The sequence below is a fragment of the Synechococcus sp. BDU 130192 genome, from assembly GCF_963876085.1.
In the GTDB taxonomy this organism is placed as follows: domain Bacteria; phylum Cyanobacteriota; class Cyanobacteriia; order Cyanobacteriales; family MRBY01; genus MRBY01.
The window spans coordinates 1-23,529 of record NZ_CAWNNO010000011.1 but is presented as its reverse complement, the minus strand read 5'-3'; the positions used below and the strand labels follow the sequence as shown (position 1 = coordinate 23,529).

18 protein-coding genes are annotated in these 23,529 nt (G+C 49.4%); 14 read left to right on the top strand and 4 right to left on the bottom strand.

Annotated elements, in window-relative coordinates:
- Positions 1-110: 110 nt before the first annotated feature.
- From rimM to AACT35_RS04040, 4 genes are all read left to right on the top strand, one after another.
- Complete coding sequence (rimM, locus tag AACT35_RS04055; protein ID WP_012306866.1) at positions 111-638, top strand: ribosome maturation factor RimM; 528 nt, start codon at positions 111-113, stop codon at positions 636-638.
- A 219-nt stretch (positions 639-857) separates the two neighbouring features.
- Complete coding sequence (gene serA, locus AACT35_RS04050) at positions 858-2,435, top strand: phosphoglycerate dehydrogenase (protein ID WP_012306867.1); 1,578 nt, start codon at positions 858-860, stop codon at positions 2,433-2,435.
- Between the two features lie 62 nt (positions 2,436-2,497).
- A complete protein-coding gene (prmA, locus tag AACT35_RS04045; RefSeq protein ID WP_062433597.1) occupies positions 2,498-3,388 on the top strand; it encodes a 50S ribosomal protein L11 methyltransferase in 891 nt (296 codons plus the stop codon).
- Between the two features lie 101 nt (positions 3,389-3,489).
- Positions 3,490-5,427, top strand: a complete 1,938-nt coding sequence (locus AACT35_RS04040; protein ID WP_099240893.1) for an FAD-dependent oxidoreductase — start codon at positions 3,490-3,492, stop codon at positions 5,425-5,427.
- A gap of 2 nt (positions 5,428-5,429) precedes the next feature.
- On the opposite strand, the gene AACT35_RS04035 is transcribed toward AACT35_RS04040, so the two are convergent.
- Complete coding sequence (locus AACT35_RS04035; protein ID WP_099240891.1) at positions 5,430-5,729, bottom strand: DUF3593 domain-containing protein; 300 nt, start codon at positions 5,727-5,729, stop codon at positions 5,430-5,432.
- Positions 5,730-5,796: 67 nt separating this feature from the next.
- Here AACT35_RS04035 and AACT35_RS04030 point away from each other — a divergent pair, with 67 nt between their 5' ends.
- From AACT35_RS04030 to AACT35_RS04020, 3 genes are all read left to right on the top strand, one after another.
- A complete protein-coding gene (locus AACT35_RS04030) occupies positions 5,797-6,954 on the top strand; it encodes a 2-succinylbenzoate--CoA ligase (protein ID WP_099240889.1) in 1,158 nt (385 codons plus the stop codon).
- 64 nt (positions 6,955-7,018) lie between these two features.
- Positions 7,019-7,753, top strand: coding sequence for a GDSL-type esterase/lipase family protein (locus AACT35_RS04025; protein WP_099240887.1), 735 nt, complete (start codon positions 7,019-7,021; stop codon positions 7,751-7,753).
- 33 nt (positions 7,754-7,786) lie between these two features.
- Complete coding sequence (locus AACT35_RS04020) at positions 7,787-10,924, top strand: alpha-mannosidase (protein WP_099240885.1); 3,138 nt, start codon at positions 7,787-7,789, stop codon at positions 10,922-10,924.
- 1 nt (position 10,925) lies between these two features.
- Here AACT35_RS04020 and AACT35_RS04015 read toward each other — a convergent pair whose 3' ends face one another.
- Complete coding sequence (locus AACT35_RS04015) at positions 10,926-11,498, bottom strand: hypothetical protein (RefSeq protein WP_030006477.1); 573 nt, start codon at positions 11,496-11,498, stop codon at positions 10,926-10,928.
- Positions 11,499-11,608: 110 nt separating this feature from the next.
- Here AACT35_RS04015 and thiL point away from each other — a divergent pair, with 110 nt between their 5' ends.
- Positions 11,609-12,592, top strand: coding sequence for a thiamine-phosphate kinase (gene thiL / locus AACT35_RS04010; RefSeq protein ID WP_445267902.1), 984 nt, complete (start codon positions 11,609-11,611; stop codon positions 12,590-12,592).
- 69 nt (positions 12,593-12,661) lie between these two features.
- On the top strand, positions 12,662-13,483 hold the full coding sequence (locus tag AACT35_RS04005; RefSeq protein WP_099240881.1) for a carbohydrate ABC transporter permease: 822 nt from the start codon (positions 12,662-12,664) through the stop codon (positions 13,481-13,483).
- On the opposite strand, the gene AACT35_RS04000 is transcribed toward AACT35_RS04005, so the two are convergent.
- Positions 13,473-14,426: a DNA polymerase III subunit delta' gene (locus AACT35_RS04000; RefSeq protein ID WP_099240879.1), complete on the bottom strand. Its 954-nt coding sequence runs from the start codon at positions 14,424-14,426 to the stop codon at positions 13,473-13,475. The two genes, AACT35_RS04005 and AACT35_RS04000, sit on opposite strands and share 11 nt — an antisense overlap.
- Before the next feature lie 67 nt (positions 14,427-14,493).
- Here AACT35_RS04000 and AACT35_RS03995 point away from each other — a divergent pair, with 67 nt between their 5' ends.
- The 4 genes from AACT35_RS03995 to AACT35_RS03980 all read left to right on the top strand — a co-directional run bounded on the left by AACT35_RS03995 (position 14,494) and on the right by AACT35_RS03980 (position 18,861).
- On the top strand, positions 14,494-14,841 hold the full coding sequence (locus AACT35_RS03995; RefSeq protein WP_012306878.1) for a hypothetical protein: 348 nt from the start codon (positions 14,494-14,496) through the stop codon (positions 14,839-14,841).
- Positions 14,842-14,963: 122 nt separating this feature from the next.
- The gene (gene psb28 / locus AACT35_RS03990) at positions 14,964-15,299 is read left to right on the top strand and encodes a photosystem II reaction center protein Psb28 (protein WP_012306879.1); all 336 of its coding nucleotides are present in this window, start codon (positions 14,964-14,966) and stop codon (positions 15,297-15,299) included.
- A 345-nt stretch (positions 15,300-15,644) separates the two neighbouring features.
- The gene (gene secA / locus AACT35_RS03985) at positions 15,645-18,461 is read left to right on the top strand and encodes a preprotein translocase subunit SecA (protein ID WP_012306880.1); all 2,817 of its coding nucleotides are present in this window, start codon (positions 15,645-15,647) and stop codon (positions 18,459-18,461) included.
- 88 nt (positions 18,462-18,549) lie between these two features.
- On the top strand, positions 18,550-18,861 hold the full coding sequence (locus AACT35_RS03980; RefSeq protein ID WP_030006482.1) for a hypothetical protein: 312 nt from the start codon (positions 18,550-18,552) through the stop codon (positions 18,859-18,861).
- Positions 18,862-18,881: 20 nt separating this feature from the next.
- On the opposite strand, the gene AACT35_RS03975 is transcribed toward AACT35_RS03980, so the two are convergent.
- A complete protein-coding gene (locus AACT35_RS03975; protein WP_099240877.1) occupies positions 18,882-22,574 on the bottom strand; it encodes a response regulator in 3,693 nt (1,230 codons plus the stop codon).
- 550 nt (positions 22,575-23,124) lie between these two features.
- Between AACT35_RS03975 and AACT35_RS03970 the strand changes: the two genes are divergently transcribed.
- Positions 23,125-23,529: hypothetical protein (locus AACT35_RS03970; RefSeq protein ID WP_445267898.1), on the top strand; the 405-nt coding region annotated here is incomplete at its 3' end.

Here is a 23,529-nt window from a genome sequence, read left to right as displayed (position 1 = left end):
ATAAGTATTGTAAAGGGCGCGTTCCGTCAGAAAAATCCGATAAAGTAAGAAGCCTGAGTTTTTAACCCACATTTTTCACATTGCTCTAAAAAAAGGCATCGAGGCGCAACATGGCAGAACAGGATTGGATCATCATTGGCCAGGTGGTGGCCGCCCAGGGTCTCAAAGGAGAAGTGCGGATTAATCCCAGCACTGATTTTCCCGAACGCTTCGAAGTGCCCGGTCAACGGTGGTTACAACTGCCCAACCAAGACCCCCAATCGGTAGAACTCGAACGGGGCCGACAAATCCCTGGCAAAAATTTATTTGTCGTGAAATTTGAACATATCCAAGACCGCACCCAAGCAGAAAATATCCGGGGTGCCAAAGTCCTGGTGCGGGCAGGCGATCGCCCCGAACTCGAAGCCGACGAATACCATGTCAGTGACTTGATTGGCCTTGAGGTATTTGATTACAACACCCAAGCAAAACTAGGGATTGTCAGCGATCTCTACACGGCGGCCCAGGACGTCCTCGAAGTCACCGATGCCAACCAGAAAAAGCACCTTGTCCCCTTCGTGAAAGCCATTGTCCCCGTCGTTGATCTGGTAGAAAATCGCCTGGAAGTGGATGCCCCTCCCGGACTTTTCGAGATTTAAGTACCAAAACTCCGCCTGTAAATCTAGAAAAAAGGCGATCGCCCCCAGGGAAAAATCCGTCCAGGGTGAGCAGTCAGGATAGAATAATCCTTTGTTCTATACAAAAACTTAAGGATCTGTAGCCCTCGTGCCCACGGGAACTTCCCCCAAACCCCGCCCCCGGCGACACGACCCGCAGTATCCGACCCAAACGAAACATTTATATTTAATCGAATTGTTATGGCTAAAGTTCTTGTTTCCGACTCTATCGACCAAGCCGGAATCGATATCCTCTCCCAGGTCGCCCAAGTAGACGTTAAAGTCGGATTACCCCTCGAAGAACTCATCAGCATTATTCCCGAATACGATGCCCTGATGATTCGCTCCGGGACCAAAGTCACCAAAGAAGTGATCGAAGCCGGTAAAAACCTCAAAATCATTGGCCGTGCCGGAGTCGGTGTTGATAATGTCGATATTCCCGCCGCCACCCGCCAAGGGATCATCGTCGTCAACTCCCCCGAAGGAAACACCATTGCCGCCGCTGAACATGCCCTCGCGATGATGTTGTCCCTCTCTCGCCACATCCCCGATGCCAACCAGTCCGTCAAAGCCAAAGAATGGAACCGGAAAAAATTCATCGGCGCAGAAGTGTATAAAAAGACCCTCGGCGTTGTCGGTCTCGGCAAAATTGGTGCCCACGTAGCTAGCGTCGGTAAAGCCCTAGGCATGAAGCTCCTCGCCTACGATCCATTTATCTCCGAAGAACGAGCCGGACAATTGGGTTGTCGCCTCGTCGATCTCGATTACCTGTTCCGGGAAGCTGACTACATTACCCTCCACGTCCCCAAAACCCCCGAAACTACTCACTTGATTGGCGAAGAGTCCATCGCCAAAATGAAGCCCACCACCCGCATTGTTAACTGTGCTCGCGGTGGCGTTGTTGACGAAGCTGCCGTTGCTAAAGCGATCCAAGAAGGTCGCCTTGGTGGGGCCGCTTTGGATGTTTTTGAAGAAGAGCCCCTGGGTGAATCCGAACTCCGGGCCTTGGATAACGTCGTCCTTACGCCCCACTTGGGTGCTTCTACCGCTGAAGCCCAGGTAAATGTTGCCGTTGATGTTGCCGAGCAAATTCGGGATGTCATTTTAGGGTTGCCAGCACGCTCTGCGGTGAATATTCCTGGCCTCAATGCCAACGTCATGGAAAAACTGCGTCCCTATCTCCAATTGGCGGAGACCCTAGGGAACATGGTCGGTCAGTTGGCCGGGGGCCGCATCGAAAAATTAAATGTGACCCTCCAAGGGGATTTAGCCGAAAAAGAAGCCAAGCCCTTGGTTGTGGCTGCTCTCAAAGGCTTACTTTCTCCAGCATTGCGGGAACGAGTCAACTATGTAAACGCAGAAATTGAAGCAAAGGAACGGGGCATCCGGATCATTGAAACCCGTGATGAATCGGTACGTGATTACACCGGGGCTATTCACCTAGAAGCCACTGGGGCCGATGGGGAGCACTCCGTCAATGGGGCGCTGTTGAGTGATGGGGATATCCGCATTACCAGTATCAATGGTTTCCCAATCAATGTGCCGCCGACGGGCTATATGCTCTTTACGCTCCACCGGGATGTGCCGGGGATTATCGGGAAGATCGGTTCTCTGCTGGGCAGCTTTAATGTGAACATTGCCAGTATGCAGGTGGGCCGCAAGATTGTCCGGGGTGATGCCGTGATGGTACTGAGCTTGGATGATCCGCTGCCAGAAGGCGTTCTGAGTGAGATTACGAAGGTAACCGGCATCCGGGATGCCTATACGGTTAAGCTGTAAGGTTAAGCTACGGGGGAAAGGTCTCTGGATACTTTCCCCTGGCCAACGACAAGGGGAAAAAGATGACAACAACTTGGTGGGAATTACAGATCCTCTGCGACCCGAGTTTAGAAGAGACGATTTTCTGGCGCTTAGATGATTTTGGCTGTCGGGGAATGGCGGGGGAGCAGAAGGGGCAATCCTACCTGATTCGTGCCTATAGTCCCCAGGCGGAGTTTGATCATTTGGATCTTGCGGCCTTAGCGCTGCTACTGAAACAGGATGCTTTACTTGCCCGTTTGCCTAAACCCGCGGTTAAGTGGCATCTTATCGATGAGGAAGATTGGTCAAGTAGCTGGAAGAGCCATTGGCAACCCCAGGAAATTGGCGATCGCCTGTTGATTTACCCAGCCTGGTTAGAAGTGCCCACCCATTCAGAACGCCTCCTATTGCGCCTCGATCCGGGTTCTGCCTTTGGGACTGGCGCTCACCAGACCACCCAACTGTGCCTCGAAGCCCTAGAAATGCGTTTAGGGCAGCAACCAGAAACCCAGGTAATCGCGGATATTGGCTGTGGTTCGGGGATTCTTTCCATCGGGTCTCTCCTTTTGGGGGCGAAGCAAACCTTTGGGGTGGATACGGATATTTTGGCGGTGACTGCCTCCAACAGTAATCGGGCGCTCAATAACATCGAACCAGAGCGCATGGTCGTCGCCCAGGGCAGCATCGATACCCTTCCCCAAATGTACCCAGAGCCCTTTGATGGGATTGTTTGTAATATCTTGGCGGAAATTATTATTGAGCTGATCCCCAAGATGTCGGCGATCGCCAAACCGGACACCTGGGGAATCCTCAGCGGCATTCTGATCGAACAGATTCAACCCATCGCCGATACCCTCGAGCAAAATGGCTGGGCGATCGCCGCCCTCTGGAAGAAAGACGAATGGTGTTGCTTCAATATCCGCCGAAACTAAGTCTTTTTGCGCAAATGTGACAAAGTGCCGAAAAAAACAACCCACCCCCAGCAAATCAGTTCATAATAATTGACACTAGATGTGCAATTAAACTGAATGGCATGAGTGACAACACTTCCCTTCCCCCCATTTCCCGCCGTAGCGCCCTCAAACTCCTTGGGGTGGGAGCCGCCGGATCGATGGTCGGGTACACCCGCTTCGCCAAACCCCACCCGACGATCCACCAGCAAGAATCCTTGGATTTACCCCACTATCACAGCCAAGGAAAAAAAGTCGTTGTCATTGGGGGCGGTTTAGCAGGGCTGGCCGCTGCCTACGAATTAAGCCAACGGGGTTTTCAGGTCACGCTGTTAGAAAAAGCTCCCCAACTCGGTGGCAAGGTCGCCAGTTGGAAAATTAATGTCGGTGAAGACGAGTTCATGATGGAACATGGCTTCCACGGCTTTTTCCCCCAGTATTACAACCTCAAGAGCTTGGTCAGTGAACTGAGCATCAACGACAATTTTCAATCCTTAGATTTTTATTCCCTCGTTTTCAAAGACCCAGACCGCTATCGCCCAGAGGTATTTCGTCCCAGTAATACCGCCTTTCCTTGGAATATCGTGGATCTCGCCATTTCTTCGCCGAACCGACTCCGTTGGGGCATTAACCTCACAAAAATTAAGCATTTGGAAGTTTTCCACGCGATCACGGGCTTTAAAATCCCCCGCACCTACGACACCTACGACACCATCACCGTGGCGGATTGGGTCCGGGGTGAATTTCCCCAGGGCCTTTATGACCTCTACTTTTTGCCCTTTGCCAAATCTAGCCTAAATGCCCCCGATACCTTGAGCACAGGGGAATTGCTGCAATTTTTCCACTTCTACTTTTTTGGGAACCCAGAGGGCCTAGCGTTTAACGGCACCGTGGATGACATGGGCACGAGCCTCGTCCAACCCATTGCCGATGCTATTCGCGCCAAAGGAGGTCAAATTCTGACCGATGTGTCCGTCAGTGAAATTCAATGTCAGGACAACAAAATCCAGGCGATCGCCTACCAACAGGGAGATGAGCAAACGGATGTACCTTTCTGGACGAAACAGAATGAATTGATTACCGATGACAGTCTGGAATACTACGGCGCTGGGGATGCAATGTATGCGGTCAATCCGGCAACGGAGGAAGGCTTGTCCTTAACCTGTACCCACCAGGGTTGTACCGTCGGTCGGCAAGCGGATGGCTCCTTCCTCTGTCCCTGCCATGGCGCTCGCTATGATGCCAACGGTAAACGCTTGAGTGGCCCCGCCCAACGGGATTTAGCTCCTTTTAAAGTCCAAGCCCGTGAAGCTGATCAAGTACAGTTGGTGGCTGAAAATCCCAGTGATGAACTCCAGCGGGGCACCCTCGCCGCCGATTATGTGGTGCTGGCGACGGACGTACCTGGAACTCGCCATTTGTTTACCCGCTTAGTGGGCGACCGGGATCCAGAGGCGGAACGTAAAGTTGATCAATTGGTGGTGTCTGATCCCTTTGCGGTGGGACGGTTCTGGTTGGATCGAGATTTCCCCTGGGAGCACAGTAAGTTTGCATCATTGTCGGGCTATGCCTTGACCGATAGCATTACCCTATATCACCAAATCCAGACCCAGTTTAAGGACTGGGCCGCCCGCACCGGGGGCAGTGTGGTGGAGCTCCATGCTTACTGTTATAAGGAAAAAGAATTTCCCACCCAAGAGGCGCTATTGGCCACCTTTGAGCAGGAACTATACGAAATTGTACCGGAACTCAAGGGAGCGACGGTGCTCCATCGGCAACTGGTGAACCAAAAGAATTTCTCTGGCTATCCCCCCAATAGCTATGGCGATCGCCCCACCACCGAAAGCGAAATTAGCAACCTGATGTATGCGGGGGATTGGGTGAAAATGCCGTTCCCCTGTGGCTTGATGGAACGGGCCATCAGTAGCGGTTTACTCGCCGCCAATAGCATTCTCCAGCGGGAAGGGGTACAGCGGCGGCCGATTCTCTCGGTGAATCCGGAGGGGGTTTTTAAAATCTAAATTTATTCAGATTTGGTCTGTTTGAGTTTGGCGATCGCCCCGACAAAACCCAAGACCACCAGCACGTTAGAGAGGGTCAAAAAAGATTCAGCGCTGCCATGGAGCCAGTCCACATTGGCCAACTCTTCGCCGTATTGCACCTGGGCGTAAATGCCGGCGGGAATGGAGATCACCACAAAAACGAGGAGGACATAAAAGCCGATCAGGGCCAGTTTTGGCGTTTTCCCGGATTTGGTCAGGAACCATAAAAAACCGAGGTAGGGAAACAGGGACAGGGCAAAAAAAGTTTCTTTGGAGAACATTATGGAATAATCAGCAACCAAGGGGCGTTTGTCTCCGTATTTTAAAGGATTCTGCTTATTTGCTTCGATGTCGTCGCTCCAAATTATTGATCAAAAAAATCCAGCCTTCTTTGTTGAAGCGTTTCAAAAGGCGATCGCCCGTCACGAATCCGTGTTGCTAGTCAATTCTACTTGGCAAACTTCAGAACGGACACAAATTAAATCACTCTTAGGGCAAGATCAAAGGCCAGAACTTCTAACAAAAAAATCCCACATTTTAATTCCCACCGGCGGCACATCAGGACAACTAAAGTTAGCAATTCATACCCCTGAAACCTTGTCTGCTTCGGCCCAGGCTTTCCAACGTTTCTTCGCTTTAGAACGGGTAAATTGTTTTTGTATTTTGCCCTTCTACCATGTCAGCGGCTTGATGCAATGGTGGCGATCGCATTTGAGTGGGGGTGACTTTAAACTCGGCGATTATCCAGCGTTAAAACGTGGCATTTTACCGGAGGGGGATATGAGTAATTTTTGTCTATCCCTAGTACCAACTCAATTACAAGTATTGCTCCAAGTTTGCCCCCAATGGTTAGCCCAGTTCCGCTTAATATTACTCGGTGGCGCACCACCTTGGCGATCGCTCCTTGAGCAAGCCCGGCAATTGCAGCTCCGGATTGCTCTGACCTATGGCATGACGGAAACCGCTTCCCAGGTGGTAGCCCTAAAACCCGCAGACTTTTTAGACGGCAAAGATTGTGCGGGCCAAGTTTTGCCCCATGCCAATTTATCTTTATCAGAAACAGGCTTGATTTCCATTGCGGCCCAATCGTTATTTCTCGGTTACTACCCCAAGTTTGATCATCCTAAAACTCTAAAAACAGATGATGTTGGTGCCTTTGATCAAGCGGGCTATTTACATTTATTGGGACGCCAAAGCCAGAAGATTATTAGTGGTGGTGAAAATATTTATCCAGCGGAAATTGAAGCGGTAATTCTGGGGACAAAATTCGTTAAGGATGCGGCGGTTTTAGGTTTGCCAGATCCTTACTGGGGAGAAGTTGTCATTGCTGTGCTGAGTTTGAAAAATCCGAGTGGTTTAGACAAAATTAAAAAGGCGATCGCCAAGCAATTAAGCCCTTATAAACAGCCAAAACATTGGTTGCTGGTTGAACAATTGCCGCGCAATGCCCAGGGAAAGTTAAACCGAATCAAACTCCGTCAAATGATTGAAAATCGCTATCAGTAAAGGAGGAAGTCGCATTTTTGATGTAGATTTATGAAGCAAACTTAATTTTGCCAATACATCTGCCATGACCGCCCTTAGTCCTACCCACATCAACCCCAGCTACGCCCAACGTCATCCGCTGCGGGTCGTCGCTTTCGGGGACAGTCTGGTGTATGGGTTTGGCGATCCAGTCCGGGGTGGTTGGGTTGAGCAATTACGGCTGCACTGGATGGGCAATCCCCAAGGCCATGTGCTCTATAACCTCGGTGTACGGGGTGATACGGTGAAATTGGTGGGCGATCGCCTTGGAGCCGAGTACCAACAACGGGGTGAATTGCGTAATAAACAGCCGGATTTAATTTTGTTGTCCGTCGGGGTCAATGACTCGCCGCGCCTGGGGCGTCCCGATGGAAAAAGTTTTACGGATTTCGACCTTTTCCAAAGCCAGTTAGACAGTTTACTAGAACAGGCGCAACAATTTTGTCCGGTAATTTTTATCGGTCAAGTGCCCGTTAATGAAGCCAAAATGCCTTTTCTTGACTGCCTATATTACAGTCACAGCGAACAATATCGTTACAAAGAATTGACGAAAAAGCTGTGCGGCGATCGCCAAATTCCGTACCTGGATATTTTTGATTTGTGGCTCAGTCGCGGCACCCACTGGGTCAATGAGCACCTCAGCGCCGACGGTCTCCACCCCAACAGCGGAGGCTATGCGATGCTCTTTCAAGATGTGATCAACTGGCAGGCGATCGCCCAACTCGATTCTGGTAACACTTGCTCAATTTCATCGAAAACGCCAGTATCCCTTGGGGTTTAAGATAAAAGTCAGTTCTCTGGCTGAAAATCTCCCATGGCATCCCCTGTTATCCAAGCGACCATCGAGCGCCTAAAAAGTTTTGTTACATTGCCGACCCAAACGAAGTGGCAATTTTATCAAACCGAGACCGCTGTCTCGAAAACATTCCGGCCAAATTTAGCAACTTTTCAACTTGCTCAACTCGCAGCAATTCAACCAAATAATAATGGTTATCTCGTTTTTGAAAAGGGCTTAAGGCTCGCTTGGTTTTTCCAAAAAATCACCCTCCCCGAAAGCATCAATAATTATAATATTTCCGGATTAAATGCCCGCTTAAATCTTACTTGGTGGGCCGAAATTGCCGCAATTTTTGTCAACGGTAAATTAGTTTGTGAAGGCGATTTATTTGATTCTTCAACACGGCTACTATTAACGGATCAGGCCCAAGCTGATCAGACTTTTGAGGTGGCGATCGCCCTCGTTAGTCCAGGCCATGACATTGGCGCATTAATGAAGTCGAGTTTGATCTTTGAATCCCCGACCTTAGATATTTTAGAAGCGGGGAGTTTTGCCACAGAATTACAAATTTTGACCGACTATTTAGCGCGTCATGACCCGGAAAAAATAAATTTTGTAGAAGCGCACTTAAGTTGTATCCCTTGGACGCAAGTCGCAGATACACAAGCGTTTAATCAAGCTTTAGCAGAAATTCGGACAGCACTAATACCAGTTGCCAGTTGCCTTAAAACACGAAAATTTCATATTTTGGGTCACGCCCACTTAGATATGGCTTGGCTCTGGACAACTGCTGAAACCTGGGAAGTGGGACAACGCACATTTCAATCGGTTTTAAATCTCCAAGGGGAATTTCCTGAATTGATTTTTGGCCATAGCACCCCAGCCCTCTATGATTGGATTGAAAAAAATCGTCCTGATCTGTGGGAGAAAATTCAACAGGCAGTTAATCATAATTGTTGGGAATTATTGGGCGGAATGTGGGTCGAGCCCGATGTAAATTTGGTTTCTGGGGAATCCATTATCCGCCAATTTCTTTATGGTCAACAATACTTTTTTGAAAAATTTGGCCGACGTTCAACCATTGCTTGGTTGCCAGATTCTTTTGGGTTTCCCAATCAATTTCCCCAACTGGCCCAGCATTGCGGTATTAAAGCATTTGGCACCGGAAAGCTCCACTGGAATGATACGGCTCCTTTTCCCCATGGTTTATTTTGGTGGCGATCGCCCGATGGCACCGACCTGTTAACCTTCATGACGCCTCCCAATGTCACCGGAATCATGGATACCAATCCGCTGACGATGGCCAGTTATGCCCAAAAATGGGAAGCACAAACCCATTTAAAAGATATTTTTTGGTTGCCGGGCGTGGGTGATCATGGTGGTGGCCCCACAAAGGATATGTTGCAGGTGGCCCGCAAGTGGCAACAGTCGCCATTTTTTCCTAAATTAGAATTTTCTACCGCAGAAAGTTACCTCAACCACGTTAAAGAAACTCCCAATTTACCAGTTTGGCAGGATGAACTTTATTTAGAATTGCATCGTGGGTACTATAGCGTGCACCGGGATCAAAAAATCTTTAATAATCGCTGTGAAACCTTACTACGTCAAGTTGAAATTTGGTCGGCGATCGCCAACAATTTATCCAACAAGGATTCCTCTAGCTTAAAGATATCTCAAAACCAATTAAAAGACCTCTGGAAAAAAGTTTTATTTAACCAATTTCACGATATTTTGCCCGGTACTTCGATTCCTGAAGTCTTTATAGAAGCTAACCAACAATGGCAGGAAGTGATTAATACTGGGGAAGCGATATTATCCCAAAGCTTTAAGGCGATCGCCTCGCAAATTACCTATGATTGCCCCTTAGCAAAGGCGGCTAAACCACTACTTTTATTTAATGACCTCAACTGGGGGCGTACAGAGGTTGTTAGTTTAAGTATTCCAGATTTAGTGACGGTTTACGACTGGAACGGCAACAAAGTCGAGCCACAAATCATTGTTGAAGATTTACAGGCAGATCACAACGACAAAAAATATTTATCTTTTCTTGCAACAGTGCCATCCGTCGGTTATTCCCTCTACTGGTTGTGTCCCGATCCGCAAGCACCAACCCAAAGAGAAGGCGATTTACATAATGAACCAGACTTTATTTTAGAGAATGATTTTCTCCGTATTGAAATTGACCCGAAAACGGGAAATATAGCTCAATATTTTGACAAAATAAATGGCAAAAATATCTTTTCTGATGCGGGCAATCAACTGCAAGCCTTTGAAGATAAAGGCCAATACTGGGACGCCTGGGATATTGCCCCTGATTATGAAACCAAACCTCTCCATTCCCCTGAAGTAGTTTCAATTCACTGGCGAGAAAAAAATGCTGTGCGTTCAATTATCCGTGTGAAAAAGCAATTAAATCAATCCACTTTTAGCCAGAATTATCAACTCGATTGCCAGGGAAAAATGCTAAAGATTTACAGCACCGTAAATTGGCAGGAAGATCAAGTTGTCTTAAAAGTGGCATTTCCCTTAGCCATTGACGGGGCTACTTGTACCTATGAAACTCCCTGCGGTGCCATTGAACGAAAACCGGAAATTGATTCCGCAAAATGGGAAGTGCCAGCCTTACGCTGGGCTGACTTTCATAATGAGAAGTATGGCGTTAGTATTCTCACCAAAAATCACCATGGCTACGATGCAAAATCCGGTCAATTGCGCCTAACGTTACTCAAAAGTCCCCTTTGGCCTGACCCTCAAGCAGATCGAGGAACGCATTATCTAGCCTATGCTCTATATCCCCATAGTGGCCCATGGCAAAGGGCGAGAACCGTTAATTTAGCACGGGATTTCAATTCACCTTTACGGGCAGTAGTTCCTGACATTATTGCCAACCAGAACTGTTTGTTGCCCCACCATTCTTTTTTGACATTAGGCTCAGATAATTTGGTTTTATTGGCATTGAAACAGGCGGAATCAAATCAAGATTATATTCTCCGTTTCTATGAAGCTTGTGGCCAAACAACCAAATTGAATTATCGTAATACTTTGGGGTTAACCATCACAGAGCAAGTGAATGGTTTAGAAGATACGATTTCACAAATAATTGACATCCCGATTCAACCTTGGAAAGTCCAAAGTTATCGCTTAGAAAAACATCAAAACGCGAAAGACACTTAGTTCAAAGCTCGATCGTTTCATACATTTTGCTATTTTCTTCGACGCCACGGTATTGCCAGGCGACAGATTCGGGATCTTTGGCCTTCGACCACTGGGCAAAATGTTGGCCCCCTTTTTGATTGTGGCGACTGAGGGTCGAGGGATTGGAACGGAGGCGGCGGGCGAGATCAGCTTGTTTCAGGACAAGAGGACTTTTTTTTTCGGGGCTGGGCTGGGTTTCGGTGGTTTGGGCCGGGCTGTTTAATTCGGACTTGAGCTGGGCGATCGCCTGTTGAATTTCCGTTTGTACCCATTCCTGGGTTGGTACATTACTGGGGAGGGTTTTAGAGACAATGGCCTGGAGTTCATCTTTGTCTAAAACAGGGGTAGAGCTATTGCCATTGAGGTCAGCACTAAAAAAGATCCGCAGCACTTCGATAATGCCTGTGCCCAGAGCGGGCTTCTCTTTGCCGCTTTTTTTGCCTTGGCGGGACAGACCATTTTCCAAACAAAAAGCGGTCAGACGTGCTTCAATTTCCTCGGGGAGATAGGCGGTGACGGCTTTATTTTTGGTACCCATGTTGTCATAGTCCATTACTCTTTCCTCGATTTTACAGAACAAGTAATGGATTTAGTCAATTACTATACTTTTTCGAGGGGTAAACGGTTCATGATGGAGGGCTTGGCTAAAGAACCATGGCAGAAATGAAATGTCTCAAGGATTTTGGGGAAGCGGAGATTCTCCAGCGGCTGCAGCGGTTTTGTCCGGCAGAAATTATCGGCGATGATGGAGCGGTTTTAGGGTTTCCCCCTGGTCAGAATTTGGTCGTGACGACGGATGTGCTAGTGGATGGGGTGCATTTTGGCGATCGCACGATGCCTCCAGAGAAAGTGGGCTGGCGCGCAGTGGCGGCAAATTTATCGGATCTAGCGGCGATGGGAGCAACGCCAATCGGCATTACTGTGGGTTTATCTCTGCCCCCAGAAACACCGATTCTTTGGCTCGACCAGCTTTATCAAGGGTTGGCTGCTTGTTTGGGGCGCTACAGTACGCCTCTAGTCGGTGGAGATTTGACGCGATCGCCAGTAAAAACCATCGGCATTACGGCCTTTGGGGTCGTGTCACCGCACCGCGCGATTCAACGCAGTACCGCAAAAGTGGGCGACGTGATTCTCGTCACGGGTTGCCACGGGGATTCCCATGCGGGTCTGGAATTGCTGCTCCATGGTGATTCTCACGCCCAAACTCTATCTATAGGCGATCGCCAAGCCTTGATCCGCGCCCACCAAACACCTCAACCCCGCCTGGATGTGCTGGCGTATTTAAACCCCTCAGATTCGCCCCCAGCAGGGATGGATAGTAGCGATGGCTTAGCCGATGCCGTGCTGCAAATTTGTCAACGCAGTGGTGTCGGTGCCGTAGTGGAAGCGGAGAAAATCCCCTTGTCCCCGGCCCTCCGGCGTTATCAAAATCCAGAAACGGCTTTGCGGTGGGCTTTGTATGGTGGCGAGGATTTTGAACTGGTGCTTTGTCTCCCCCCGACGGCGGCGGAACAGCTCCTGGTCAAGCTTTCAGGTCAAGGGGCGATTATCGGCCAGATTACCGCCGAGCAAACGGTGGCGCTCGCCAATGCAGCAGGCCAAACCATGCCCTTAAGCCAAACCCAAACCTTTCAACACTTTGCCTAACGTTTTCCTTGCCGAGATCCCCAGCCGAATGTGACAAAATAAGGCTGCAATCTTCTCTGTCGGCCCTCCATGAATCGCCTGAAAACCGCTGCCACTTATCTCCTTCTGGGGGCGATCGCCCTAGTGATGCTTTTTCCCCTGCTCTGGTTGTTGAGCACCGCCCTCAAATCCCCCACCGAAAACGTCTTTAGCTTTCCACCCCAACTCATTCCCCAAGCGCCGACCCTGAATAATTTCGTCACCGTCTGGCAACAACATCCCTTTGGCCGCTACCTCTTCAATAGCACCCTCGTTGCGGTTCTTACCGTGGGCTTCAATCTTCTGTTTTGTGCCTTGGCCGCCTATCCCCTAGCACGTCTGGACTTCCGGGGCCGGGATGCTATTTTTGCCACCATCGTCTCGACAATCATGATCCCCTTTCAGATCGTGATGATTCCCCTGTATGTCCTGACGGTACAGCTTGGTCTGCGTAATACTTACTTGGGGATTATTTTTCCCAGTCTGGCCTCTGCCTTTGGAATTTTCTTGCTACGACAGGCGTTTCAAGGGGTGCCCAAGGAATTAGAAGAAGCGGGCCGCATGGATGGCTGTTCGGAACTGGGTATTTGGTGGCACATTATGGTGCCTGCCGTGCGTCCGGCTTTGATTACCCTGGCAATTTTTGTCTTTATCGGTGCCTGGAGCGATTTTCTCTGGCCGCTGATCGTCATTGATCGTCCGGAATTTTATACTTTGCCCCTGGGAGTAGCGACCTTGGCGGGCCAATTTTCCCTCGATTGGCGCTTGATCGCGGCGGGTTCGATTATCTCCATCTTGCCAGTGATGATCCTGTTTGTTTTCCTACAGCGCTACATCATCCCCAGTGACAGCAGCAGTGGTGTTAAGGGCTAGTTTGGCAAAATTCTAAGAAAAAAGTTTCCCACACGAGACGGGGCTGAACATAATTACGGAGGTATTTTCGGGTGGTTTCGAGGCGCTGGATCAGTTGATCATTGCGAAACCGTTGCCAGTACTGATATTGGAGGTAGTCAATGAGTTGCAATTGCACTTCTATGTCAAGGGCATTGTGAATTTCCTTCGCGAGGCTAAAAGCGCTAAGAGGGTTTTGGGGGAGTTGCTGGAGGCTTTGTAATAAATCCTGGGGGACATTACTTAGTAGCTCGTAAATCTGGATCGCGGCACCAGGACTCCCCTGGGCGATCGCCAAAATCGTTTCATCGGCCAAAATGTGTTGATAACCTTGGGCCGTTAAAATTTGCGCCACATCGTCCTGGGAAAGGCGATAAAAGGGGATCTTTTGGCAGCGGGAAACGAGGGTCGGCAACAAACTATCGCCACTGGGGGCCAGTAAAATTAACGTCGCGTTGCCGGGTTCCTCTAGGGTTTTTAAAAGAGCATTGGCCGGAGCCTCTGCCATGGTCTGGGCCGCCTCGATCACCACCACACAACGAGGAGCTTCCAGGGCCGGACGACTGAGAAATTCCCCCAATTGGCGGATCTGTTCAATGCGAATCTGGGGCGGTGCCTTCCGTTTTAAGCCAGCTTCCTGGGCCTGGGCTGGGGTGTAGAGTTTGCCTTGGTGCTGGTAGGTGGGTTCTACCCACAGCAAATCGGGGTGATTATTCTTTAGGAGCTTATAACGAATCAGACGTTGGGCTGCTTCTGGTACTTCCTGGGTCATAAGGGCCGTCGTAAAACCCCTGGCTGTCAAACTGCGACCAATGCCCTCTGGCCCCGCAAATAGGTAGGCAGGAGCCAGACGATCCTGGGCGATCGCCTGACGCAAGAGTGAGACGGCTTGGGGTTGACCAAGAACCTGATCGAGAGAAATCATTCGGTTAGGGGCCTCCCGTTCGGTAAGATAAAAAAGAATGCTTCAGCATGGTTGAAAGATATTTTTTATGGCGCGTTATACTTGCTCCTACTTCGTTGGACTCTCCGAACCAGAGATGCTCGCTTCCCTCAGGGATATCATCCAGGAATGCGACCTCAACCTCACCTATGAGACGGGAGGTTACATCATGGCCAAAGAAAAACCCGGCAATGTCTCTTTCACCAAACTTGTGGAGCTTGAAGTCTTATTTGACCGCAACAAAGTTCAAGATGGCAAACTGCAAGTGGATTTTGTGGCGAAAAACCAAGAACTCCCCCTCCATACCGATAACCATTGTCGGTCGATCTTTGAACAGATTTTGAAAACCGTGAACGCCCAACAGCCCTGGGAATTAGAAACAAATAACCTCGATTAATCCCTGATTTTCCCCCAGGCTTTTGTCAAAAAAGTCCCGCTTTTCCCGATCCAGGCCATCAACAAACCGATGGGAGTATGAGAAGATAGGGGCACAAATATATGAAGAAAAATTAAATTATTATGGCCGTTATTCAGTTTTCCCAAGGCGTTAATGAACCTGAAGTTCCCGGTATCCGCTTAACCCGTTCCCCCGATGGTAGTACCGGCACCGCTGTATTTTCCTTTGAAGATCCCGCCGCCCTCGCCCAAGAAAGTACCGATGAAATTACGGGTATGTACCTCATCGACGAAGAAGGCGAAATTGTCACCCGCGAAGTCAAAGCAAAATTTTATGATGGGAAACCACGCATTATTGAAGCGCGCTTGGTGATGCGCTCGACCGCTGAATGGGATCGTTTTATGCGGTTTATGGAACGTTATGCGGCGGAAAACGGCCTCGAATTTACTAAAGCCTAGACCCGGCCAAACGTCTCTCCGTCCTTGGTATTCGGTTGCCTGCTCCAGGAATATTGCCTGTCACGGTTGCGCAAATTATGATGCGTCAGATTGTGGCTTGCTTTGGTATTCACGAGCCAAATGCCAGGGGCGATCACCTTTTAATCGCCGATAGAATTCTATGGCCTGGCGTATTTTCCCCACTCTCTCACCGAAAACGGGAGTGATACCATAATTAAAAAAAGTTATTGAATTAATATTTGCGATCGCCCAACGCCAGACCCAAAATTGGAGAAATGGCGTTTAGTCAGTGCCAGCGCAATGAGTATATTTTTCCCCTAATCCTCCGTTTGTAATCAAAATCCTATGTTTAAGAAGCTATTCGGTGACCCCAACGCCCGCAAACTCAAAAGGTTTCAGCCCCTCGTCGCTGAAATCAACCTGCTCGCAGAGGATTTTGCCAACCTTACAGACGAAGCCCTAGCCCAAAAAACCGTAGAATTTCGTGCCAAGCTCGACAAAGCCAATAGCGACGAAGAAACCGAAGAAATTTTAGACGAAATCCTCCCCGAAGCCTTTGCCGTCGTTCGCGAAGCCGCTTGGCGAGTGCTCCAGATGCGCCACTACGATGTCCAGCTTTTGGGGGGGATCGTCCTCCATAAAGGGCAAATCGCCGAGATGAGAACCGGGGAAGGGAAAACCCTCGTTGCCACCCTGCCCGCCTATCTCAACGGTCTCACGGGGAAAGGGGTTCATGTGGTCACCGTGAACGATTACCTTGCCCGCCGGGACGCCGAATGGATGGGGCAGGTACACCGTTTCTTGGGCCTTACTGTGGGGCTAATCCAGTCCAGCATGGGGCCAGCCGAAAAGATTGAAAACTACCGCTGCGATATTACCTACACCACCAACTCTGAACTAGGGTTTGATTATTTGCGGGACAATATGGCCACCACGATCCAAGAAGTAGTGCAGCGTCCCTTTAACTACTGCATCATTGACGAAGTCGATTCGATCCTTGTTGATGAAGCCAGAACACCTCTGATTATTTCTGGGCAGATCGAACGCCCCACCGAAAAATATCTCCAAGCGGCGGAAATTGCGAAACAGTTGGTTCCCCAAGTCGAGGAAGACGGCCCCGGCGACTATGAAGTAGATGAAAAAGCCCGCAACGTTTTGATGACGGATGAAGGGTTTGCTAAAGCAGAACAATTACTGGGGGTTACGGATTTATACGATGAGCAAAATCCTTGGGCCCACTACATTTTCAATGCCGTCAAAGCCAAGGAACTGTTTAAAAAAGATGTGAACTACATCGTACGCGGCGATGAAGTGGTGATCGTCGATGAATTTACGGGCCGGATTATGCCAGGACGACGCTGGAGCGATGGTCTTCACCAGGCGATCGAAGCCCAAGAGGGGGTCACAATCCAAAAAGAAACCCAGACCCTCGCCAATATTACCTACCAAAACTTTTTCTTGCTCTATCCCAAACTTTCTGGGATGACGGGGACAGCCAAAACCGAAGAAACAGAATTTGAAAAGGTCTATAATCTTGAGGTGACGATCATCCCCACCAATCGCCCCACCAAGCGGCAAGATCTGGCGGATGTGGTCTACAAAAACGAAAAAGCGAAGTGGCGCGCCGTTGCCGAAGAATGTGCCCAGATGCACGAAACAGGGCGGCCGGTACTAGTCGGTACCACCAGCGTAGAAAAGTCAGAGATTATTTCGGCCTATCTCCATGAGTTGGGTATTCCCCATAATCTCTTGAATGCGCGACCGGAAAATGTCGAGAAGGAATCGGAAATTGTCGCCCAGGCGGGTCGTAAAGGGGCTGTAACGATCGCCACAAATATGGCGGGTCGTGGTACAGATATTATCCTCGGCGGGAACTCGGAATATATGGCTCGCCTGAAGATGCGTGAATATTTTATGCCCCAGATCGTTAAACCAGAGGATGAGGGCAATTTTGCGATCGCCGGTAGTGGTAAAAACAGCGGCGGCCAGGGTTTTGACACCAACAATAAACAGAAGAAAAAAACCTGGAAAACCACCCTCGACATTTATCCAACGGAACTGCCCACAGACCTAGAACAGCAGCTTAAGGAAGCGGTAAAATTCGCGGTTGATCAATATGGCAACCAAAGTTTGACGGAACTAGAGGCCGAAGAGAAATTGGCGATCGCCTCGGAAAATGCCCCCACCGCCGATCCTGTGGTGCAAAAATTGCGGACGGTATACCATGCCATCGAAAAAACCTACCATGACCTCACCAGCGTGGAGCATGACGAGGTGATTCAAAACGGCGGTCTTCACGTCATTGGGACAGAACGCCACGAATCCCGCCGGATCGATAACCAACTGCGGGGCCGGGCCGGTCGTCAAGGGGACCCTGGTTCGACACGATTTTTCCTCAGTCTCGAAGATAATCTCCTGCGCATTTTCGGGGGCGATCGCGTGGCTGGTTTGATGAATGCCTTCCGGGTCGAAGAAGACATGCCCATCGAATCAAAAATGCTCACCAACTCCCTCGAAGGTGCCCAGAAGAAAGTCGAAACCTTCTACTACGACGCCCGGAAACAGGTATTTGAGTACGACGAAGTAATGAACAATCAACGGCGGGCCATTTACGCTGAACGCCGTCGGGTCTTAGAAGGGCAAGATCTCAAAGAGCAGGTTATCCAATACGCCGAAAAGACCATGAGCGAAATTGTTGAGGCCTACGTTAACCCGGAACTGCCCCCCGAAGAGTGGAAACTCGATAAGCTCCTCGATAAAGCGAAGGAATTTATCTACCTCCTCGAAGATCTAGAACCCAAAGATATTGAGGATATGACCGTCCCCGAAATCAAAACCTTCCTCCATGAAGAAGTGCGCAAAGCCTACGACCTCAAGGAAGCCCAGGTGGAGAAAAGTCAACCCGGTTTGATGCGCCAGGCAGAACGATTCTTTATCCTCCAGCAGATCGATACCCTCTGGCGGGAACACCTCCAGGCCATTGATGCCCTACGGGAATCTGTCGGCTTACGGGGCTATGGTCAAAAAGATCCTTTGATCGAATACAAACAAGAGGGTTACGAAATGTTCCTGGAGATGATGATCGACATCCGCCGGAACGTGGTTTACTCCCTGTTCCAATTCCAGCCCCAACGGCAACCCCAACAACCCCAAGCGGTATAGATATCTCTTTAAATACCGAATGGCTCCCCCTCCTTGGGGGATTTTTTGTTTTATGTTTTTCCTTGGATCAATTTAAGTATGGGCAGCGATGTTGGAGTTTTCACAATTTGAGGCGGGCTATATTATTTCCCAAAAAGACCTGGAGCAGGCAGTGGGCTATCGGCAACGGGATCAGCCAGAGGCCTTTGACTATTTTTTAGCGGATGTCTATGGCCTTGTGTTGCAAGCCCTGGAGGAATGTTTACCCCATTTAAAGGTTTATCCGGCGTTAAATTTCCATGGGTTGATTATCCTGGATCCGACCCAGATGACCCCAGAGGAAACGAAGCTCTACCATAGCCGCCGCGATCGCCTTTTGAGAAAGCAAGCCGAGCAAGATATTCGCCGCTCAGAACTCTGAGATCAAGGGTTGTTCGGCCATCAGTCGGGGGATTCGAGGTAGGTCTGGATAAACTGGTGGGCTGCCTGGAAATGGGTTTCGATCTGCTGGGAAAGCGTCTGGATCGTGGCGTAGTTTTCGGTGGCGAGGGCGAATTCGATGGCAATGCACCAGTCTGGAATTTTACGAACACTCACGCTACTGGCGGCTCCCTTGAGGCGATGGGCTTCGTAGGAAATTTTTGCGGCATCCCGATTGGCGATCGCCCCTTGGAGTGCTTGTAGATAACCGGGCGCAAATTCGAGGAATTGTACGAACACTTCCCGGTGGAAATTGGGATTATTGCCATAAAAATGCACCAATTGTGTTAGATCTACAGGCGTGTCAGGATCTGTTGCCATTTCTGGATTTTCCTGGATCGTTGGCGCGGCGATCGCCCCTACGGATCGACTTTTTTCGGACTTTTGTAAACACTTATCGATGACCTGACGGAGGGTCTTAATACTGGTGGGTTTGGCAATGTAGCCATCCATCCCCGCCGCTAGACATTTTTCGCGATCGCCTTTCATCGCATTGGCCGTCATCGCGATAATCAATTGGTGGGTATCCTCCTGTTCTTGTTGACGGATCATTTCCGTGGTCGTATAGCCATCTAGTTCCGGCATCAGACAATCCATCAAAATCAGGTCATAGGTCCGCTGTTGGAGCCGAGTGAGGGCTTCGCGGCCATTACTCACACAATCGATGCTGCGAAAACCAATAATTTCAAGCTGATTGAGAATAACCGTTTGGTTAATGGGCGTATCTTCGACCACGAGGATTTGAATATCTGGCGATCGCTCCCCCTGATCACCCAAAATTTCTGCTAAAGTCCAATCAAAATCTGGGTCATCTGCCATTGTCTGATCCAGCCTTTTTTCCGCTTGGAGGCAACGTAGTAGCGCTTCCTGTTGGAGGGGGCGGAGAAGATAACGGAGTCCTTGGGGCTGCAGCCAATTTTTTAAGCGAGGATAATCCACCGCCGATAGCAGCAGCACTAAATTTTCCCGGGGGAGGAGCGTTTTTACTTTATCTAAAACCGTTTCGATGCCTGCCTGATTACCAATAATGGGTAAAGCCAAGAGCATCAGATCAAAACTATCCTGTTGTTCGAGGGCGAGGATTCCCCCCATAAAATCCCCATAGGCCGTGACACTGACCCCGTAGTGACTGAGCTGCCGACGCGTCGCTTCTAAAGACAAGGGCTGGGAGTCAATGAGGAGAACCCGGCAAGGGGCCAGTTGGGGCAGGGGAGAGGGCATTTCTAATCGTTGGAAACGGGCCGTAAACCAAAAGGTTGAACCTTGGCCAGGACTACTTTCTAAACCAATATCTCCGGCCATGAGACTGACCAAATGTTTGGCGATCGCCAAACCGAGACCTGTTCCCCCATATTCCCTTGTCGTAGACGGATCCACCTGGGAAAAAGACCGGAATAATTTTGCTTGATCTGCTTTGTCAATGCCAATCCCAGTGTCAATGACCTCAAACTTCACCAAAACAGAAGCCTCATCTTCGGCCATGGGTAGAGCGCGGATCACCACAGAACCCCGATGGGTAAACTTAATCGCGTTACCAACTAAATTCGTCAATATCTGCCGCAACCGCATCGAATCTCCCGTAACTGTCCCTCCCAGTTGCGGATCAATGGTGGTGATCAATTCCACTTGTTTCGTTTGGGCCTGGATCGCCAGCAACTCCGCCACCGACTCCACACAGTCAATAATCTGTAAAGGCACGGATTCGAGGTGCATTTCCCCGGCTTCTAACTTAGAAAAGTCCAGAATATCGTTGATCACATAAAGTAAATGGTTCGCGCTTTGGCTGAGGGTTTTTATAAAATCCTGTTGCTGGGGATTCAGTTGAGTCGTTTGTAAAAGCTCCGCAATGCCGAGAATGCCGTTCATGGGAGTGCGAATTTCGTGGCTCATATTCGCCAAAAAGCTCGATTTAAGGCGGGATGCAGCGAGGGCAGCCTCACGACCTTCGACAAGATCATTAATATTTTGGGTGACAATCACTACCCCACCCACTTGATTTTCCCTGTGATACCAGGGTTGGACTGTCCATTTGAGATACTGTTTTTTGCCATCATGCTGGACGTAGCAATCTTCTTCGCAGGTAATTACCTGACCGCTTAGGGCTGTTTGGAGGTGCTGTTGGTAGTCTTCCTGGAAATTGCCAAAAACTTCACGGTGCGATCGCCCCACGAGGGTTTCTTCCCCAAGCTGGTAGTCAACAAGCCACTGATGACTATGGGCCACGTAACATAGCTTTTTGTCTAACATCGCCATCGCCACGGGCATATTTTGGATCAGTTGCCGCAGTTGCCGCCGCTCTTGATCGAGGGCTTGGCTAGCCAGTTTGCGGTCAGTGACTTCAATAATTACTCCTTCTAGACAAATCAATTTGCCTGTTTCATCAAAAATCCCCCGTCCCTGTTCAAAGACCCAACAAATGTTTTGGTCAACGCGCACAAGACGGTATTCATCGGTATAGGTGGGATTATCGGGGGTGAGTGTGCCCAAAGAAGCAAGAACCCGTGGGTAATCTTCGGGGTGGATAATGTCTCCGAAGGCACGAATTTGATTATGTAAAAAATCCGTTGCCGGGTAGCCGGTCATTGGTTCAATGCCATTGGAAAGAAACTCCATTGTCCATTGTTCATCAGGGAGACAACGGTACACAGCGCCGGGGATATTGAGCACTAAACTGCGGTAACGGGCTTCACTGCTCCGGAGCGTTTCGTTCACTGTTTTGAGCGCTTGGGTGCGGGCGGCGACCTTTTCTTCGAGTTGGTTATTAATGGTTTCGAGTTGATTATTGGCCCAGGCAAGTTCGTCTAGGGCGCGTTTCCGCTCAATTTCTGCGGCGGCCCGGGCGGCAAAAATACGGGTTAATTTTGTGGCTAGCTCTTGGTCAATGGTGGGTTGATAGTGCTGCACATGGAGGGTGCCGATGGTGCGAGAATTGCGGTCTTGGATCGGGAACTGGAGCGTTTGACTGGTGTTGGATTCCGTAGCAGGGGAGGCGATCGCCACTGCTGGGATCGAGGGAAATTTAGGGTTTTTCCAGGTGGCAAGGATTTGTGGCGAATGAGTGTCGTTGTCGAGGATTTCACGAATGGCGACATAACAAACATCAAGGGCGATCGCCAAATTTTCCGCTAGGGCCGAGAAAAAATCACGTCCTGTGACCGCAGCCGTCCCCGCCACAATACGACTCAAAATGCTTTCTGCTTTCTGGCGTTCCTGCACTTCGAGTTGTAATTTTTGGTTGATAATTGCCAACTCTTCCGGGCTTTTGAGCGCTAAAAATTTTGGTAAAAGAGTATACAGTTCTATGGCGGTATAGCAGGAAATCAAAGCCGTAAAACTGCCTTCGATCCCATCAATCCAATAAATGGGAAACCAGAGGGTCAACATATCTAAAAAGTGACCAATTCCACAGGCAGTAATGAAAGTACTAAATAGGATAAACACCCGTGAAAAAGGCATATCCTGCCGCTTTTTGACAAAATAAACCAGCATAATCGGGATCGAAAAATAGGCGATCGCCGTAAGCAAATTCGCCATCAGATGTAGACCGACTAGAGGGGTTTGCCATAGATAGCAGCTTCCGTGGGGCATATACATCCGCCCCGTCAAAAAGCCCCGCAGACTTTCCCAGGTCAAAGCACCAGAAAAACTCACCATACACAACACCCCGAATTATTTTTGTAGCATTGTTGTCAGTTATTTTGGAGGGGAGAATTACCTTAATTATTTCCCCTAAATTGGCTTGAGTATTTAAGCAAATTTTAACAGTCCTTTTACTGACCCAAAGTGAAATTCAGCATAAAGCGATCATTTTTTAACCTGGATTTTTAAGCATGAAAGCTATTTTTTTCGCAAAAAGGCGATCGCCAAATTACTAAATCAATTTAGATTCTCCCCAAAGCTCAAAAATTTATCCTGATTGAAAAATAGGATACAAATTTAATTTAAATCGCCTTGTCCAAGACGCAACACCACGATCTGTTCCTGCTTTTGGCTCAATGGCGTTACAGAGGCTGGCCATGATTCTCTAAATTTTCCCTTGGGCTGCAGCGAGCTGACAAAATTTTGAGAAAGGGGAAGCGATCGCCAAAGTCTTCAGGCATAATGAAAAAAATCTATTTCAGTTACCCCAAAGTCAAGGTAGGAGTCGTCAGTGGTTGGTAAGTCCCGTCGTTCTAAACGCAGAAAATCCCCAGCGCCACGATCATTGAATGCTGCGACCAATACTAAGGTGATCGCCTTTGAAGCCCGTCATCGGCAAGGGAATTCCCCCCAGGCGATCGCGCTCCAGGCCCCTCCCAACTCTCCAAGGACAAATCGCCGTTCCCGCCGCCCAGTCCGCCAAGCACGCCTCAAATTACCCCGGCCCCTCCTATATCCTCTCCGTTTACTCATCGTGGGTGTCGGCGTTAGTGCTTGTATTGGCACCATTCTTAGCGCGGCGAACCTACGCTCCGTCCCCACGGTTACTCCCCCCGACAACGTAACGAGCCAACAGCTCCTCTCTGAACAGGTTTCTCCTCCCCCAGCCCCGGCGCCACTCCCCCTAAAAACGCCCCTCACCCAACTGGCAGAAACCACCCAAGCGGCGATCGCCGCTGACTCGAGATCT

Excerpts from the sequence above, each read along its gene's own strand:
- rimM (WP_012306866.1), top strand. The coding sequence starts at position 111 with ATGGCAGAACAGGATTGGATCATCATTGGCCAGGTGGTGGCCGCCCAG.
- serA (WP_012306867.1), top strand. The coding sequence starts at position 858 with ATGGCTAAAGTTCTTGTTTCCGACTCTATCGACCAAGCCGGAATCGAT.
- prmA (WP_062433597.1), top strand. The coding sequence starts at position 2,498 with ATGACAACAACTTGGTGGGAATTACAGATCCTCTGCGACCCGAGTTTA.
- AACT35_RS04040 (WP_099240893.1), top strand. The coding sequence starts at position 3,490 with ATGAGTGACAACACTTCCCTTCCCCCCATTTCCCGCCGTAGCGCCCTC.
- AACT35_RS04035 (WP_099240891.1), bottom strand. The coding sequence starts at position 5,729 with ATGTTCTCCAAAGAAACTTTTTTTGCCCTGTCCCTGTTTCCCTACCTC.
- AACT35_RS04030 (WP_099240889.1), top strand. The coding sequence starts at position 5,797 with ATGTCGTCGCTCCAAATTATTGATCAAAAAAATCCAGCCTTCTTTGTT.
- AACT35_RS04025 (WP_099240887.1), top strand. The coding sequence starts at position 7,019 with ATGACCGCCCTTAGTCCTACCCACATCAACCCCAGCTACGCCCAACGT.
- AACT35_RS04020 (WP_099240885.1), top strand. The coding sequence starts at position 7,787 with ATGGCATCCCCTGTTATCCAAGCGACCATCGAGCGCCTAAAAAGTTTT.
- AACT35_RS04015 (WP_030006477.1), bottom strand. The coding sequence starts at position 11,498 with ATGGACTATGACAACATGGGTACCAAAAATAAAGCCGTCACCGCCTAT.
- thiL (WP_445267902.1), top strand. The coding sequence starts at position 11,609 with ATGAAATGTCTCAAGGATTTTGGGGAAGCGGAGATTCTCCAGCGGCTG.
- AACT35_RS04005 (WP_099240881.1), top strand. The coding sequence starts at position 12,662 with ATGAATCGCCTGAAAACCGCTGCCACTTATCTCCTTCTGGGGGCGATC.
- AACT35_RS04000 (WP_099240879.1), bottom strand. The coding sequence starts at position 14,426 with ATGATTTCTCTCGATCAGGTTCTTGGTCAACCCCAAGCCGTCTCACTC.
- AACT35_RS03995 (WP_012306878.1), top strand. The coding sequence starts at position 14,494 with ATGGCGCGTTATACTTGCTCCTACTTCGTTGGACTCTCCGAACCAGAG.
- psb28 (WP_012306879.1), top strand. The coding sequence starts at position 14,964 with ATGGCCGTTATTCAGTTTTCCCAAGGCGTTAATGAACCTGAAGTTCCC.
- secA (WP_012306880.1), top strand. The coding sequence starts at position 15,645 with ATGTTTAAGAAGCTATTCGGTGACCCCAACGCCCGCAAACTCAAAAGG.
- AACT35_RS03980 (WP_030006482.1), top strand. The coding sequence starts at position 18,550 with ATGTTGGAGTTTTCACAATTTGAGGCGGGCTATATTATTTCCCAAAAA.
- AACT35_RS03975 (WP_099240877.1), bottom strand. The coding sequence starts at position 22,574 with ATGGTGAGTTTTTCTGGTGCTTTGACCTGGGAAAGTCTGCGGGGCTTT.